This is a genomic window from Mesorhizobium sp. B2-2-4 (assembly GCF_006442375.1).
Classification (GTDB): domain Bacteria; phylum Pseudomonadota; class Alphaproteobacteria; order Rhizobiales; family Rhizobiaceae; genus Mesorhizobium.
In genome coordinates this window covers 1-13,582 of sequence record NZ_VFWB01000007.1, presented here as the reverse complement: position 1 = coordinate 13,582, position 13,582 = coordinate 1, and the positions used below count along the sequence as shown (strand labels likewise).

Annotated in this window: 19 protein-coding genes; 9 read left to right on the top strand and 10 right to left on the bottom strand. The window is 62.6% G+C overall.

Features of this window, described 5'->3' with window-relative positions:
- Nucleotides 1–201 precede the first annotated feature (201 nt).
- Together FJ959_RS18650 and FJ959_RS18645 are read left to right on the top strand one after the other, a co-directional pair.
- Entirely contained in the window at nt 202–429 is a 228-nt protein-coding gene (locus FJ959_RS18650) for a DUF4160 domain-containing protein (protein WP_140515532.1), read from the top strand.
- Nucleotides 422–877, top strand: coding sequence for a DUF2442 domain-containing protein (locus FJ959_RS18645; protein ID WP_181167562.1), 456 nt, complete (start codon nt 422–424; stop codon nt 875–877). Before FJ959_RS18650 ends, FJ959_RS18645 begins: the two co-directional genes overlap by 8 nt.
- Nucleotides 878–1,016: 139 nt before the next feature.
- Here FJ959_RS18645 and FJ959_RS18640 read toward each other — a convergent pair whose 3' ends face one another.
- Genes FJ959_RS18640 through FJ959_RS18630 form a run of 3 tightly spaced genes read right to left on the bottom strand, consistent with a single transcriptional unit; the run spans nt 1,017 to nt 4,639 of the window.
- Nucleotides 1,017–2,156 (bottom strand): alanine racemase, encoded by a 1,140-nt coding sequence (locus tag FJ959_RS18640; protein WP_140631400.1) that lies wholly within the window; start codon nt 2,154–2,156, stop codon nt 1,017–1,019.
- Entirely contained in the window at nt 2,153–3,445 is a 1,293-nt protein-coding gene (locus FJ959_RS18635; RefSeq protein WP_140631399.1) for a D-arabinono-1,4-lactone oxidase, read from the bottom strand. Before FJ959_RS18635 ends, FJ959_RS18640 begins: the two co-directional genes overlap by 4 nt.
- A gap of 12 nt (nt 3,446–3,457) precedes the next feature.
- Nucleotides 3,458–4,639 (bottom strand): MFS transporter, encoded by a 1,182-nt coding sequence (locus FJ959_RS18630; protein WP_140583816.1) that lies wholly within the window; start codon nt 4,637–4,639, stop codon nt 3,458–3,460.
- A 126-nt stretch (nt 4,640–4,765) separates the two neighbouring features.
- Between FJ959_RS18630 and FJ959_RS18625 the strand changes: the two genes are divergently transcribed.
- The 3 genes from FJ959_RS18625 (at nt 4,766) to groL (ending at nt 7,807) form a co-directional block, all read left to right on the top strand.
- The gene (locus tag FJ959_RS18625; protein WP_181165128.1) at nt 4,766–5,392 is read left to right on the top strand and encodes a TetR/AcrR family transcriptional regulator; all 627 of its coding nucleotides are present in this window, start codon (nt 4,766–4,768) and stop codon (nt 5,390–5,392) included.
- Between the two features lie 393 nt (nt 5,393–5,785).
- Nucleotides 5,786–6,082: a co-chaperone GroES gene (gene groES / locus FJ959_RS18620; RefSeq protein ID WP_006203049.1), complete on the top strand. Its 297-nt coding sequence runs from the start codon at nt 5,786–5,788 to the stop codon at nt 6,080–6,082.
- A 69-nt stretch (nt 6,083–6,151) separates the two neighbouring features.
- Nucleotides 6,152–7,807, top strand: a complete 1,656-nt coding sequence (gene groL / locus FJ959_RS18615) for a chaperonin GroEL (protein ID WP_140494274.1) — start codon at nt 6,152–6,154, stop codon at nt 7,805–7,807.
- Between the two features lie 100 nt (nt 7,808–7,907).
- On the opposite strand, the gene FJ959_RS18610 is transcribed toward groL, so the two are convergent.
- On the bottom strand, nt 7,908–8,519 hold the full coding sequence (locus tag FJ959_RS18610) for a TetR/AcrR family transcriptional regulator (protein ID WP_140494276.1): 612 nt from the start codon (nt 8,517–8,519) through the stop codon (nt 7,908–7,910).
- A 100-nt stretch (nt 8,520–8,619) separates the two neighbouring features.
- Here FJ959_RS18610 and FJ959_RS18605 point away from each other — a divergent pair, with 100 nt between their 5' ends.
- The 4 genes from FJ959_RS18605 (at nt 8,620) to FJ959_RS18590 (ending at nt 10,676) form a co-directional block, all read left to right on the top strand.
- Nucleotides 8,620–9,456, top strand: coding sequence for an NAD(P)-dependent alcohol dehydrogenase (locus FJ959_RS18605; protein WP_246678982.1), 837 nt, complete (start codon nt 8,620–8,622; stop codon nt 9,454–9,456).
- The gene (locus FJ959_RS18600; protein ID WP_140631396.1) at nt 9,453–9,899 is read left to right on the top strand and encodes an OsmC family protein; all 447 of its coding nucleotides are present in this window, start codon (nt 9,453–9,455) and stop codon (nt 9,897–9,899) included. The genes FJ959_RS18605 and FJ959_RS18600 overlap by 4 nt, the downstream gene beginning before the upstream one ends.
- Nucleotides 9,900–9,916: 17 nt before the next feature.
- The gene (locus FJ959_RS18595; protein WP_140583819.1) at nt 9,917–10,291 is read left to right on the top strand and encodes a nuclear transport factor 2 family protein; all 375 of its coding nucleotides are present in this window, start codon (nt 9,917–9,919) and stop codon (nt 10,289–10,291) included.
- A 106-nt stretch (nt 10,292–10,397) separates the two neighbouring features.
- Nucleotides 10,398–10,676, top strand: a complete 279-nt coding sequence (locus FJ959_RS18590; RefSeq protein WP_140494284.1) for a hypothetical protein — start codon at nt 10,398–10,400, stop codon at nt 10,674–10,676.
- A gap of 100 nt (nt 10,677–10,776) precedes the next feature.
- Here FJ959_RS18590 and FJ959_RS18585 read toward each other — a convergent pair whose 3' ends face one another.
- The 6 genes from FJ959_RS18585 to FJ959_RS18565 all read right to left on the bottom strand — a co-directional run bounded on the left by FJ959_RS18585 (nt 10,777) and on the right by FJ959_RS18565 (nt 13,197).
- Nucleotides 10,777–11,388 (bottom strand): LysE family translocator, encoded by a 612-nt coding sequence (locus FJ959_RS18585; protein ID WP_140494286.1) that lies wholly within the window; start codon nt 11,386–11,388, stop codon nt 10,777–10,779.
- Between the two features lie 77 nt (nt 11,389–11,465).
- Nucleotides 11,466–11,792: a YkgJ family cysteine cluster protein gene (locus FJ959_RS18580; RefSeq protein WP_140583833.1), complete on the bottom strand. Its 327-nt coding sequence runs from the start codon at nt 11,790–11,792 to the stop codon at nt 11,466–11,468.
- 60 nt (nt 11,793–11,852) lie between these two features.
- Nucleotides 11,853–12,020, bottom strand: a complete 168-nt coding sequence (locus tag FJ959_RS31835; protein ID WP_181165129.1) for a hypothetical protein — start codon at nt 12,018–12,020, stop codon at nt 11,853–11,855.
- Between the two features lies 1 nt (nt 12,021).
- Nucleotides 12,022–12,426 carry a hypothetical protein gene (locus FJ959_RS18575; protein ID WP_140631394.1) on the bottom strand — a complete coding sequence of 135 codons (405 nt, stop codon included), beginning with the start codon at nt 12,424–12,426 and terminating at the stop codon, nt 12,022–12,024.
- The gene (locus FJ959_RS18570; protein ID WP_140515521.1) at nt 12,426–12,653 is read right to left on the bottom strand and encodes a hypothetical protein; all 228 of its coding nucleotides are present in this window, start codon (nt 12,651–12,653) and stop codon (nt 12,426–12,428) included. Before FJ959_RS18570 ends, FJ959_RS18575 begins: the two co-directional genes overlap by 1 nt.
- Nucleotides 12,654–12,987: 334 nt before the next feature.
- Nucleotides 12,988–13,197: a cold-shock protein gene (locus tag FJ959_RS18565; protein ID WP_010915421.1), complete on the bottom strand. Its 210-nt coding sequence runs from the start codon at nt 13,195–13,197 to the stop codon at nt 12,988–12,990.
- Nucleotides 13,198–13,582 lie beyond the last annotated feature (385 nt).

Genomic DNA, 13,582 nt, shown 5'->3' with positions numbered 1-13,582 from the left:
CCGTTCGGCGCGACCGTCCGAGCTCAATCCGGTAGCTACAACGGCGGCCGCGCGGACGAGAACGCAGGGCCGGGGTCGTCGATTTACGTCACGCGCAATATCGATCAAACTGATGAAATGCGACGCTTTGGGTGCACCCAGTGCACTTTCGCTTGATTTAGTGCACCCTCTGCATTAAATTTGGCGCGATGGAACAGCCACATGCCCACTTTGAAGGTTCTCGACGGCATCAAGATTCAGGTCTTTGCGGATGACCATAACCCGCCTCACTTTCACGCGTTGAAGGGTGAGTATGAAGTCCTGATCAGGATTGGCTCATGGAACGTGTTGCGTGGCCAAATGCATCGCAAAGACCTCGATGCCGTAATCGCTTGGGCTAACTCGCATGAAGAGGAGTTGCGCAATGAATGGACCCGCCTCAATGGTTGACGACATCGTAACAGTCGGCAATCCGCTCCCCAGGATCGCCTCGGTCACCATGATTGATGGCCGCCGCGTGCGCATCACCTGGCGAGACGGCCGCTCCAATACGGTTGACCTGAATCCAGTATTGAATAGCCATCGACACTTCATTCCGCTTCGCGACAATGACGAGCTGTTTGGAACCATGCGGGTTAACGAAGACGGCAATGCAATCGAGTGGGACGGGGGAGTCGAGTTGACAGCCGAATGGATCGATACCCTGCCCTCAATTGGTATGGAGAACCGGGAATTCCGCCATATCATGGACGATCTGCTGAAATTCTCGCTTGAGGGGATGGCGCTCCAGTTGGAAATCTCCAGGCGCCAAATTGCCAACTATAGAGGATCGACACCTATCCCCAATTCAATCGCGTTGGCTACTCGATATCTCGCCGAGAAGGCCGGTCAACGATGACCCCGTCTGGAGGCGGATAGGCTCGCTGACTGTTCCAAGCATGCGGCTGCTGGTCGCCGGCGCATCGTGGCTTTGGGTTGACGGTCGGTCTGTTACATCGAAGCGTCTGGTTTGGACTCATCGTAACGAGGCACCATGCCTACCCCATTGGCAGCGCGGGCCAGCGGTCCACGAGCCTGTCGCCCGAAAAAACCGCGATCGATCCGAACTGCTGCAGCACCGCCTCGCTTTGCGTCGGACGCAGGAAGGCGTAGTCGCCTGACCTGGTGGTGGCATCGCCGGGCAGGCCCATGAATTGCTGGTTCGAGGAAAGGCCAAGCAGGCCATTGGTCTCCATGCCTTCGGGAAACACCGGTTCGGCCATCCATTTGCCGCCATAGAGATAGCAACCCTTGCGCGGAAACCGGCCGACCGTCTGCAGCAGGCGGGTGACCGCCGGCGGGCCTGGCAGCATCGGCTCGACCACCTTGAGGATAGGCGTGGCGATGAAGGCCGCGGGCTGGAAGCCGTCGAGGCCGGGCGTGTCGAAATCCCCGGGCAGCACGAAGGCCGAGCCGACCGACACTTCGTTGGCCATGCCGCCACGATGAAGCAACGCGGTCTTCGAGCCGCCGATGTTCAGTGTTCGGCGCTGGTCCTCGCCGAGAGCCGCGATGAACGCCGCGGCCCGCTGCGACGCCTCTGCCAGCGCCTTTTTGGGACCGCCGAACAGACCGGGAATGTGCGGCGCGTGCGCCTCGTAGGCAATGACGCCTTCGCAGCGCAACCGGGCGGGCAGCACGTTCAATGCCTTCGACAGCGCACGCGGTTCGGCGAACCCGCCCCGATGCAGCCCGACATCGATCTCGAAAGCGATGCGCAACCCGACGTCGAGTTCGGCGGCCAGAGCGCCGTATTCCGCCAGTCTCTCCTCGCTGTCGATCAGCCAGCAGGCGCGCGACCAGTCGGCGGTACCGCTTGAAATCGCTTGCCTTGCCGCGCCGACCGGCATCGGCTTGCCGTAAAGCATGTCGGCATCGGGAAAAGCGTCGAGCACGGCCCTTGTGATCGGCGGATGAAACGTCATGAATCGATGGGTGCCGAGCGCCCCGGCGATGTGCGAAAGCAGCGGCAGGCAAGCAAGCGACTTGTCGACCAGCCGCACGGCAAGGCCGGGCGCCAGTCTCTGCTTCACCAGGTCGATGTTGCGGTCCAGCCGGTCGCGGTCGAGCACCAGACAAGGCTGAAAGACGCCGGCCGCCCTCAACGCATCCGACAGCGTGGTGAAATAGCCGCTCATTGGCCGATGCCGAATAGGCCGGCCATGTAGGGCGAGACGAAACGGTTCTCGGGATCGATGTCTCGCCGAACGGCCATCGCATCATCCCAGCGCGGATAGAGCTTTTTGAGATCCGCCGCCTTCAGGCTGTGCATCTTGCCCCAATGCGGCCGGCCGCCATGCCTGCGGAAGATCGGCTCGGCCGCCCGCATGAAGGGCTCAGGGTCGTTGGCGGCATCGTGGTGAATGGCGATCGAGCAGGTCAGACGCTTGTAGAAGGGCGAAAGCCAGAACATGTCGGGTGCCACCGAGCGCACCTCCATCGGAAAATAGACTTCTGGAAAGTGCTTCTCGGTCAGCTCGATGATCTGCGTGATCACCTTCGGCCCCTCCTCGAAAGGCAGATGATACTCCATCTCGTTGAACTTGGTCTGGCGGTCGCTGGCATAGACATTGAGCCAGTCCTGCACATAATCCTCGGCCGGCACCTTTTTCACGGCGCCGCGGATCAAGGAGCGGCGCAGCCATGGCAGCCGGCGCAGCGCCCTGCTCAGCTTGCGTAGCGTCGCCAGGCCGGCCTCGTCGTGCTCGGTAGGCCTGGTGGTCGGGTTCGCGTCGCTGAGGTCGCTGGCGATAAACTGCGCGTAGCCGGAAAACGGGATGTAGTAGAATTCGGCCGACCGGTGCGCGGCCATCATCGTCTCGAAATCGCGCAGCATGTCGGCGATCGGCAGCACCCACTTGCGGCGGCGCAGCCGGTAGGTCGCGATGTTGTTCAGCGTGACTTCGCTCAAGATGCCGAAGGCGCCGAGAGCGACCCCCATCGCATGGATCATATCCTGGTCGCGGGTCCGATCGAATTCGCGCAACTCGCCCCGCCCGTCCACGATCTGCACCGTCTCCAACTGGGTGTGATAAGCGCCCAGCGTCAGCCCGGAACCATGGGTGGCGGTGCCCAGCGCCCCGCCGATCGCCTGACGGTCGATGTCGCCCATATTGGGCAGGCCCTGGCCCAGGCCTTGCAGTATGTGCATCAGCGGGCCGAGCCGCGTCCCTGCCCGCACCCGCGCGCGATGGCTTTGTACATCGTGCGAGACCAGCCCCTCGATCTTCTCCAGGGAAACGATCGAGCCTTGCGATGCCACCAGCGGCGTGAAGGAGTGGCCAGCACCCGCCACGCGCAGCGGCCCAGGTGCCGTGCGCACCAGATCGGCAAGCTCGCCGGCGTCGGTTGGAGTGGCGACCAGCTTCGGCTCGGCGCGCACGAAGCCCGACCAGTTGCTCCAGTTCCGCGCGGTGATCGTCGACATCCAGCCGTCCCGTCAGACGCGCCGACGGCGCATAGTGGCCACGAACAGGCCAAGCAGGGCCACGCTGGCAAACGCGCTTGCCGCGGCGAATTCCGGCACGGGCCGGAAATCCTTGCCGTCGATGAGCAGCGACGCCGCGACCGGCCCGATCGCCAGGCCGAAGAGCTGTGCAGCCGGCACCAGCAGCACGGCGGTACGCGTCTCGTCGGCCGTGATCGCCAGCCGGATCTGATAGGGTACGATGAACAACAGGATGAAGCCCATGACCAAGGCGGCGATCCAGAATGTCGTCAGGCCAGGTGCGCTGGCAAGAACAAGGGAGGAGACCAGCGCGACGGCACCGATGGCCGTAATGGCAATGCGGTAATCGATGCGCGCCTCGAACACGGTCGCCGTCATCGCGCCCAGGACCTGCGTCGCCAGGCTGGCCGAGACGATCAGACCGACGGTCCAGCTATCAATCCCATACTGCGCACCGAGCGGTTCCAGGAAGGCCCAGATCGCGCCGAAGAACATGAAGTAGCAGAAGACCGACAATAGCGCGGTGATCGACGGAACCGTCAGCACATTGGCCAGGTTCTCCTCTTTCGGCAGGTCGGCGTAGTCACCGGGTACGGTGAAAGCGGCCGCCAGCGAAACGACGCAGACGACGGCAAGCACGATGAAGCCGCCGGACGACCCCGCCTCGGGAATGACATAGAGTGCCAAAAGCAGAGCGAGCGCACATTGCGCCAGGGTCTGCAGCGTCACGAAATAGCCGCCGATGCGCTCCGCCCGTCGCGAACGGGCGATCAGTTCGGTGGTGATCGCGACCAGACCACCTTCAGCCAGCCCGGCGATGGCGCGGGCGGCGATCAACGCATTGGCGCTTGCGGCATGGGCGGTCCATACATTCGCCAGGGCCAGCAGGATCAAAAGGACGGCGCTTTTCCAGCGCATGTTGCGCGCGGAAAGCAGCATCGCCACCACGGCTGAACCGATGGCGATCGCGATCATCTCCGCCGTGGCGACCAGCGCCAGTTCATCGCCGCTGACATGGCCCTCGGTGTAGAGCGCGCCAAGCAGCACGGGCTGAAGCCCGAGGATCAGCAGCCCGACCGAGCCGATCCATAATGCGGAGCCGAGCTCGACGCCGGTCGGGTTGCCGACCAGCCAATCGCCATTTTCCGCTTGTACGGCTTGCGTCGCAGTCACGAGGCGCCTCCCAACGTCCTTGCAGTGCGATAAAAAAGCTGACAACTTGTCAGCATTACGAAACTGATACTTGATCATGTTTCTTGTCAACCGGGAATTTTGAAGCTCTCGCGAGAGATTGGGCGCATGGCGGAAGCAAGGCGGATGGCGACGGCGCCGAGGCGCAGGCCCAAGCAGGAGCGGAGCCGCGAACGCATCGACGCGATCCTTTCGACGACCATGCGGCTGATCGGCGAAAAAGGCATCGACGCGGTGACGATGAAGGAAGTGGGCGCACTGGCGGGCGGACCGATCGCCACCGTCTACCATTATTTCCCCAACAAATCGGCGATCCTGGCGATGCTCTATGAGCGCTTCTCGGAGGAAAGCCGCGCACGCTTCGGCGAGATCATCGCCGAAATAAGTGGGCTTGAGGACGTGACGGCTGCCGCGGACCGCATGATCGAGGACTATTACCGGCGCGTGGCCGACGACCCGGCCATCCAGGATCTGCAGAACGCGATACAGGCTGACAAGGCGCTGCAGAACCTCGACATTGCTGAGACAAGGCACCAGGCCAAGATGTTCTGCGACCACGTCGCTCCGATGCTGCGGCCCGACCGGCGCGAAGACTTCGCGCGCGTGGTGTTCCTGATCTTCCAGCTTGCCGGCGGCGTCGTGCGGCTAGCGCTGACGCAGGACGAGAAGGAAGGCCGCCGCACGATCGACGACTACAGGTCCATCATCCATACGCAGCTGAGATTGTTTCTGTAGTTTTCGGCGGCGGCTTTCGCGCCCCTCTCCCGTGACATCGACACGTCTTGCGTATCGAAGTATCGGGCGGCAGGATCTCTGACCGATAGCGGCAGAGCACCCCTCCGCGCCTTGTTTTGCCGTCGATTGCGGGAGGAACCGGCGCATTTCGCATGAAAGGCCAGCGGCAACTGGCACGTTCTGCGAGCGGGCTTTCGCGGAAAACAAAATTTCGCGCCGCTGCCCGCTCGCGCGCGCCTTGACTCTCGCCAGCCAGCAGCCTATTTCACCGCCACGTTAGCACTCGCCCTGGGTGAGTGCTAACCACAGGTCCGGTACCGCCGGGCTTTGTAGATTGTCCGGCTTCGCCGGACGGAGGAACTGTTTCTCACCGTTCTCATCGAGGAAGAAAACATGGCAAAGTCGAAGTTCCGCCCGCTTCATGACCGCGTGGTCGTACGCCGGGTCGAATCCGAATCCAAGACCGCCGGCGGGATCATCATCCCCGACACGGCGAAGGAAAAGCCGCAGGAAGGCGAGATCATCGCCGTCGGCTCCGGCGCCCGCGACGAAGCTGGCAAGCTCGTGCCCCTGGACGTCAAGGCTGGCGACCGCATCCTGTTCGGCAAGTGGTCGGGCACCGAAGTCAAGCTCAATGGCGAAGACCTTCTGATCATGAAGGAATCCGACATTATGGGCATCATCGGCTGAATATCGGCCTTTCCATCAACTGAATCTTGAATCTTCGGGCTCGATCCGAGCCCCTGCCAGGAGTTGAACATGGCTGCCAAAGACGTAAAATTCTCCCGCGACGCCCGTGAGCGCATGCTGCGCGGCGTCAACATCCTCGCCGACGCGGTGAAGGTCACGCTCGGCCCCAAGGGCCGCAACGTCGTCATCGACAAGTCGTTCGGCGCACCGCGCATCACCAAGGACGGCGTCACCGTCGCCAAGGAAATCGAACTTGAGGACAAGTTCGAGAACATGGGCGCGCAGATGGTGCGCGAAGTGGCTTCGAAGACCAACGACATCGCCGGCGACGGCACCACGACCGCGACCGTTCTGGCGCAGTCGATCGTCCAGGAAGGCCACAAGGCGGTTGCCGCCGGCATGAACCCGATGGACCTGAAGCGCGGCATCGACCTGGCCGTGACCGAAGTGGTCGCAGCTCTCGGCAAGGCCGCCAAGAAGATCAAGACCTCCGAGGAAGTCGCCCAGGTCGGCACCATCTCGGCCAATGGCGACGAGTCGGTCGGCAAGATGATCGCGGAAGCGATGCAGAAGGTCGGCAACGAAGGCGTCATCACCGTCGAGGAAGCCAAGACCGCCGAGACCGAGCTGGAAGTCGTCGAAGGCATGCAGTTCGACCGCGGCTATCTCTCGCCCTACTTCGTCACCAACCCCGATAAGATGGTTGCCGATCTCGAGGACGCCTACATCCTGCTCCACGAGAAGAAGCTCTCCAATCTGCAGGCCATGCTGCCGGTCCTGGAAGCGGTCGTGCAGACCTCCAAGCCGCTGCTCATCATCTCGGAAGACGTCGAAGGCGAGGCCTTGGCCACGCTGGTCGTCAACAAGCTGCGCGGTGGCCTGAAGATCGCTGCCGTCAAGGCTCCGGGCTTCGGTGATCGCCGCAAGGCCATGCTGGAAGACATCGCCATCCTCACCGGTGGCCAGGTCATCTCCGAAGACCTCGGCATCAAGCTCGAGAATGTCGGCCTCAACATGCTCGGCCGCGCCAAGAAGGTGTCGATCTCGAAGGAGAACACCACCATCGTCGACGGCGCCGGCAAGAAGGCCGAGATCCAGGGCCGCGTTGCCCAGATCAAGCAGCAGATCGAGGAGACCACCTCGGACTACGACAAGGAGAAGCTGCAGGAGCGTCTGGCCAAGCTCGCCGGCGGTGTTGCCGTTATCCGCGTCGGCGGTGCGACCGAAGTGGAGGTGAAGGAAAAGAAGGACCGCGTCGATGACGCCCTCAACGCGACCCGCGCGGCCGTAGAAGAAGGCATCGTTGCCGGCGGTGGCGTGGCCCTGCTGCGCGCTTCGGGCAACCTCAAGGCCACCGGCGTCAACTCCGACCAGGCCGCCGGCATCAACATCGTTCGCCGCGCACTGCAGGCCCCGGCCCGTCAGATCGCTGCCAACGCCGGTGCGGAAGCATCGATCGTTGCTGGCAAGATCCTCGAGAACAAGGGCGCGACCTTCGGCTACAACGCCCAGACCGGCGAATATGGCGACATGATCGCCATGGGTATCGTCGATCCGGTCAAGGTCGTGCGTACGGCTCTCCAGGACGCGGCCTCGGTCGCCGGCCTGCTGGTCACCACCGAAGCCATGATCGCGGAGGCTCCGAAGAAGGAGTCGGCTGGCGGCGGCATGCCTGGCGGCATGGGCGGCGGCGGCATGGGCGGTATGGGCGGCATGGACTTCTAATCCAGCCATCTGCTTTATGCATGCGGAAAGGGCGGCAGCGATGCCGCCCTTTTCTTTGCACATTCAGGCTTTGCTTCAGCGTAGTCGGTTGGAACCAGCGTCAGACAGCAGTGCTCTCCGCTTGCCGCGTCGCCTTGCCGGCGAGGACTGCCTGCTCGATCAGGGTAGCCACCTCATCGGCCACGACGTTGATCGATGAGCGATCGCGGGTGGCGCGGGCAATCACCATCAGGCCTTCCAGCGAGGACTCGACCAACAGCGCCAGCGCCCGTGCGCGGCGCTCGACCACCCCTGCCCTGACAAACGCCTGGCGCAGCAGGCCGATCCACTGCTCGAAAGCGGAGCGGCAGATTTCCTCCAAGTCCGGCACGTCGTTCGGCGCATCGAGCACGACCGGCGCGATCGGGCAGCCGAGCGAGAATTCGTTGTCCTCCAGCATGCGAGCGACCGACTGGTAAATGTGGTGAACGGCAACCGCCGGATCGCTTTCCGCCGCGAGCTCGGCGCCAAGCCTCTCAGTCACCTCGGCCACGCTGGCGCGCGTCACTTCGACGACCAGCTGATCCTTGCCACCGGGAAAGTGGAAATAGAGCGAGCCGCGCGGGGCGCCGCTGGCGCTCAGTATGTCATTGAGCGAAGTGCCGTGATAGCCGCGCCGCCTGAGCAGCAATCCGGTCGTTTCGAGTATGCGGGCTCTCGTATCGTTGGCCATGTCAACCTCTGTCAGGAGAGGGTCACTATAAGCCTTGCCATGAATATGACAACCGGTCTATATAATATGTAGATCAGTCTATATATTAAAGGAAGCCGAAATGCGCAGCTATCGTCTTGAAGGTTTGGGCGGAACCGAATGTCTGGTGATGCGGGAAGAGGTGCGGCCGGAGCCAAGGCCCCAGGAGATCGTGGTGCGGGTGCGCGCCACCTCGTTCAACCGACGCGATACGATGATCCTCAATGGCACCTACCCCTTGACACCGCGCCGCGGGATCGTTCCGCTCAGCGACGGCGCCGGCGAGGTCGTCGCCATCGGCGATGATGTCACACGCTTTGCCGTCGGCGACCGTGTCACCGGCAGCTATTTCGCCCGCTGGATCGATGGCCGCATCAATGCCGGACTGATCGACCAGCTCGGCTGCACGCTGGATGGCATGCTCGGCGAGTACGCCGTGCTTGACGAGCAATGGGCGGTGCGACTTCCCGAGCATCTCGACTGGCGCGAGGCGGCAACGCTGAGCTGCGCCGGCCTGACAGCCTGGAACGCACTGACCGGGGCGGAGATTCCCAAGCCTGGCCAATGGGTTCTGGTCATAGGCTCGGGCGGCGTCTCGCTGTTCGCGTTGCAGTTCGCCAAGCTGCTCGGCTGCCGCGTCGTCGCCGTCACCTCTCGCGCCGAGAAGGTCGGCAAGCTGCGGGCGATGGGGGCCGACCTCGTCGTGTCCTCGACCGACATGCCGGAATGGGGGGCGATGGTGCGTGGCGAAACCGGCGGTATCGACCTTACCGTCGAAACCGGCGGCCCGCCGACCTTCGCGCAGTCGCAGCCCGCGACGCCTACCGCTATTTCCAGCAATGCGACGTGTTCGGGAAGGTCGTCATCGACGGAGCCTGATCTTTCATATCGATCGAACCAGAAGGGAGAACAGCAATGACAATTCGTGAAGCTTCGGCCGAGTGGCAAGGCACGCTGAGGGAAGGTTCAGGCCGGCTGTGGCTCGGCAGTGGTGTGTTCGAAGGCGCCTATTCCTTTCCGTCGCGTTTCGAGAACGGCCCCGGCACCAACCCGGAAGAACTGATTGCGGCCGCGCATGCCGGCTGCTTCTCGATGGCGCTGACCTTCATCCTTGGCCAGGGAGGTCATATTCCCCGGGACATCCGCACCATCGCCAGGGTGCACCTCGGAGCGACGGAGGCCGGGCCGACCATCACCCGCATCGACCTTGAAACGGCGGTGGACGTCGCGGGGCTCGCCGAAGACCAGTTCGAGCGCCTTGCCCAGTCCGCCAAGGCGAGCTGTCTCGTTTCGCGCGCGCTGGCCGGCGTGGCCCAGATCAACCTCAAGGCGACCCTCGTGGGTACCGCCGCGCAACAATGAATCAGGAGAAGCACGAGATGAGCAGCATCATGGACAGCCATCCAGAGTCGCGGCGGACAGCCGAGATCATGCGGCGCTTCAACGATGTGTTCCAGTTGCACGAACCGTCGGCGCTCGCCGAGCTGGTGGGCGAGGACTGCGTGATTGAAAACACCGTGCCGGCACCGGACGGTGCGCGCCATGCCGGCAAGGCGGCCTGCGTCGGGCTATGGACGGCGATCGCGACCCAGCCCGGCACGCGCTTCGACATCGAGGAGACCTTCGTCGCCGGCGAGCGGGCGACGATCCGCTGGCGCTACTGGATGGCGGACGGCAATTCGCTGCGCGGCGTCAATCTGATGCGCGTCGAGGGCGGGCGGATCGTCGAGGCGATGGGCTACGTCAAGGGATAGGCCGGCTTCACCATATGAGTTACTCCTAATACACATCGGTTTGTGCTAGGAATAGAGTCCGACCGCCATTCGACGATCGAGAAAGACCATAGGGAGGACTAATGTCATGAACATCAGAACCGCCTGCTTTGGAGCACTCGCGTTGACCGTTCTCAGCGGCACGGCACTTGCCGGAGCGCTCGACTCGCCCAAGATGATGGAACCGTTCTTCACCGATGCGAGCATGAAGACGATGAAATCCGACGCCGAGATGAAAGCCGCCTGGGCAAAAATGTCCAAGGACGACCAAGCCATGATGATGAAGGAATGTCAGGATGCGGCGATGAGCAAGCCGTATGCCCCGTTCTGCGAAAAATTGAAGGCGCTCGGCGGCGCGAACAAATGATTGCCGGCTAGTCCGGAGTTGAAGAACAAAAGAAGGCGGGCCAAGGCTCGCCTTCTCATTGTTCGGCATCGATTTCGTGCCAAGGCGAGGCGAACGAATTCTACCTGTCCGCCAGCGCAAGCTTGGCGCCGAGCATGACGAAAGCGCCGGCGAACGTGCGGCGCATCCAGGTCAGCACCCTCGGCCGCGACGCGACATGGCTGCGGATCGAGGCGGCGAAGATGCCATAGCCGACGAAGATGACGAAGGTCAAAAGCATGAAGACGCTGCTCAGTTCCAGCATCTTCGACAGCGCGTGCGGCTCGGTCGTGCTGACGAACTGCGGCAGGAAGGCAAAGAAGAAGATCGACAGCTTCGGGTTGAGCACATTGACGAGGATGCCTCTCGCAATCACCTTGCCGGTGGAGCGCGGCGCGACATTGTCCTCGACGTTCAGACCACCCCTCTCCTTCAGCGTGTTCCAGGCCATGTAAAGGAGGTAGGCGACGCCCAGATATTTCAGCGTCTCGAAGGCGACCGCGCTGGTGTGCAGGAGCGCGGCGAGGCCGGTGATGGCGGCAGCCATATGCGGGATGATGCCGAGCGTGCAGCCGAAAGCGGCGACGATGGAGGCGCGGGCGCCGCGGGAAAGCCCGGCGCTCAGCGTGTAGAGGACGCCGGTGCCGGGCGAAGCCACCACGATCAGCGACGTCAACAAGAATTCGATGCTCACGATTTGGTTCTCCGCTGTGCTGCCCGGCGGGCAGCGTAGCAGCGAAATCCCCGCGCACAAGCCGCGGCGCCGTCAGATCAGAGGACAGGCAGCCCATGCGCCCGACGCGCCATCAGGCAATCCTCGTCGCCGGGCATGCAGGCGCGGCAGACATCCGGGCGCAACTCGTAGATGCCGCAAGCGGTTGCCTTGCCCACTGCGCCACAGAGAGCCGAACAGCGCGGGCCCTCGCAACGCATACCCGATAGATCGGCCGCGACATACTTGTCCGGGATACGGTCGAGCTGCGCGTCGTCCTCGGTGGAAAAGCGCGGCCACTCGGCCGAGTAGGAGCAACAGGCGCCGCAGCTCTGGCAATCAAATGCCGGGACGGTGCCTCGTTGGGGCGATGAAAGGCTTGCCACGGTCACCAACGAGAACGGTCCCTGCACAGCAGATTGCGGTCGGCGTCTTGCGGCAAGGCGCTATTTCTTCTTGCCTGCCTTGCGCGACGGCGCCTCGGTCGGCGACTTGAATAGATCGGTCGCGGCCTCGACAGCTACATCGGCCTTCGGCGCGGCACCCGGCTTGACCGGCTTTGCAGCGGCGGCGGGCGCCGGCGGGTGATCCTTGGCGGAGAATTTTATGGCCATCTCAGTCCTCGTCGGCGAAGCGCGATGGTGCGCGCGGACTGCGCAAACGGCCGATCAGGGCCGAAACCGCCGTTATGTTCATTTCCTCAGGCGACCAGTTCCTCGCCTCCGCGATGTGATGCGGCGCCAGTTCGCGATGCGTGCTGCCGCTGTAGGCGGCGTCCTGATGGGTCACCGGCTCGTGGGTCTTGGCGTCTTGGCGGACATATTCGATCAAATAGTTCGGGCACTCGGCGCGGCCCCGCACGCCGACGCGCACCTGTGCATCGCCATGGACGCGCTTGCAGCGTTCGAGTTTTTCCAGCACACGCCGGACATATTCGACTGGCTTGTCCAATGTTTCGACCATATCGGCGATGGTCGCATCAGCGGCGATTGGTGTCGCCGGCACACGCTTCGTCGCCATCAGCGTCTTCCGGCCCGTTTCGGCAACGCCGCCTGTGCGGCCGCCGCAGCCATTTCATCTGCCTCTTTTTCCAGGCGCAGTTCGCGCAAACGCGCGGTCTTGGCTTCACGCGCCTGGGTGAGGGCATCGCGTTCGGAAATGATGCGGTTGAGCGACATCGACTGGGTTTGCGTCTTGCTGAACAAGGGCACTGCCTGATCAGCAGCTGTTTTCGAATTGGCGGTCAAAATCTTTCTCCTGTCAGGAGTCTCGTGCCGATAGGGCAAGACCGGTCTTCAGTCAGGACCCACGCACAAAAGCATTGGGGCGGCGGATTCAACTTGCTGGAGCGTCCCTTAGCACGTTCAGGCCGACGCGCAGCGCATTTTCGGCGGCGAGACCCACAAAGTGAAAAAGGCCAGGCACCGCCTGACCTTCCATGAGAGCGTCGCGCATCCAGTGGATGCACAGGACGCTCCGGCACGCAGCGTGCGAAAACTCAGGTTTCCGCCGCCATGCGCCCGAATTCGCCATTCACCAGTGCCAGTACATCCGTGGTCACCGGGAAGGCTGAATCCTTTTTCAGGCCGCCTTCAACTGGTCGGCCGACATCTTGCCGGACTTGTTGTCGCGGACCATCTCGTAGCCGAGCTTCTGGCCCTCGACGATGTCACGCATGCCGGCGCGCTCTACGGCCGAGATGTGGACGAAAACGTCGGCAGAGCCGTCGTCAGGCTGAATAAAACCAAAACCTTTGGTGGCGTTGAACCATTTAACTGTGCCGGTGCTCATGACGAACCCTTTCCATGGCAAATACTCGTTCGCCGTCATGCGGATGCACAACGTCGTTTGTCTCGATTTTTGATGTGGGAAGTTCGTCAAAGGCGCGCTGCAAAGCGCGGATAACAAAAGTCAGTCAACAAATATCGACAAAGGTCTTGTAAGCTATTTAAACGGCCATGTCAATTCTTGGCTCACCCGCCTGTCGTAAGCACATGAGTTGTCCGGATTAGGTAGCACGTGAGTTGTCCGGTTTTATCGCCAGCGGATGGAGGCTGGGGATGAAGCGGACGGCATGGCTACAGGACCGGAGAATGCAAAAGTTTCGGGACGTATTGAGCCGCTGGAATGGCGGCGATCTTTCGATGATGGAGGCAGGGGAGTTGCTTGGCATGTC

What these genes read in the sequence shown, in the direction of transcription:
- FJ959_RS18605 (WP_246678982.1), top strand. Translation starts at nt 8,620, where the DNA reads ATGCGCAGCTATCGTCTTGAAGGTTTGGGCGGAACCGAATGTCTGGTG.
- FJ959_RS18640 (WP_140631400.1), bottom strand. Translation starts at nt 2,156, where the DNA reads ATGAGCGGCTATTTCACCACGCTGTCGGATGCGTTGAGGGCGGCCGGC.
- FJ959_RS18575 (WP_140631394.1), bottom strand. Translation starts at nt 12,426, where the DNA reads ATGGCGACGAAGCGTGTGCCGGCGACACCAATCGCCGCTGATGCGACC.
- FJ959_RS18650 (WP_140515532.1), top strand. Translation starts at nt 202, where the DNA reads ATGCCCACTTTGAAGGTTCTCGACGGCATCAAGATTCAGGTCTTTGCG.
- groL (WP_140494274.1), top strand. Translation starts at nt 6,152, where the DNA reads ATGGCTGCCAAAGACGTAAAATTCTCCCGCGACGCCCGTGAGCGCATG.
- groES (WP_006203049.1), top strand. Translation starts at nt 5,786, where the DNA reads ATGGCAAAGTCGAAGTTCCGCCCGCTTCATGACCGCGTGGTCGTACGC.
- FJ959_RS18625 (WP_181165128.1), top strand. Translation starts at nt 4,766, where the DNA reads ATGGCGGAAGCAAGGCGGATGGCGACGGCGCCGAGGCGCAGGCCCAAG.
- FJ959_RS18590 (WP_140494284.1), top strand. Translation starts at nt 10,398, where the DNA reads ATGAACATCAGAACCGCCTGCTTTGGAGCACTCGCGTTGACCGTTCTC.
- FJ959_RS18595 (WP_140583819.1), top strand. Translation starts at nt 9,917, where the DNA reads ATGAGCAGCATCATGGACAGCCATCCAGAGTCGCGGCGGACAGCCGAG.
- FJ959_RS18645 (WP_181167562.1), top strand. Translation starts at nt 422, where the DNA reads ATGGTTGACGACATCGTAACAGTCGGCAATCCGCTCCCCAGGATCGCC.
- FJ959_RS18600 (WP_140631396.1), top strand. Translation starts at nt 9,453, where the DNA reads ATGACAATTCGTGAAGCTTCGGCCGAGTGGCAAGGCACGCTGAGGGAA.
- FJ959_RS18610 (WP_140494276.1), bottom strand. Translation starts at nt 8,519, where the DNA reads ATGGCCAACGATACGAGAGCCCGCATACTCGAAACGACCGGATTGCTG.
- FJ959_RS18565 (WP_010915421.1), bottom strand. Translation starts at nt 13,197, where the DNA reads ATGAGCACCGGCACAGTTAAATGGTTCAACGCCACCAAAGGTTTTGGT.
- FJ959_RS18635 (WP_140631399.1), bottom strand. Translation starts at nt 3,445, where the DNA reads ATGTCGACGATCACCGCGCGGAACTGGAGCAACTGGTCGGGCTTCGTG.
- FJ959_RS31835 (WP_181165129.1), bottom strand. Translation starts at nt 12,020, where the DNA reads ATGGCCATAAAATTCTCCGCCAAGGATCACCCGCCGGCGCCCGCCGCC.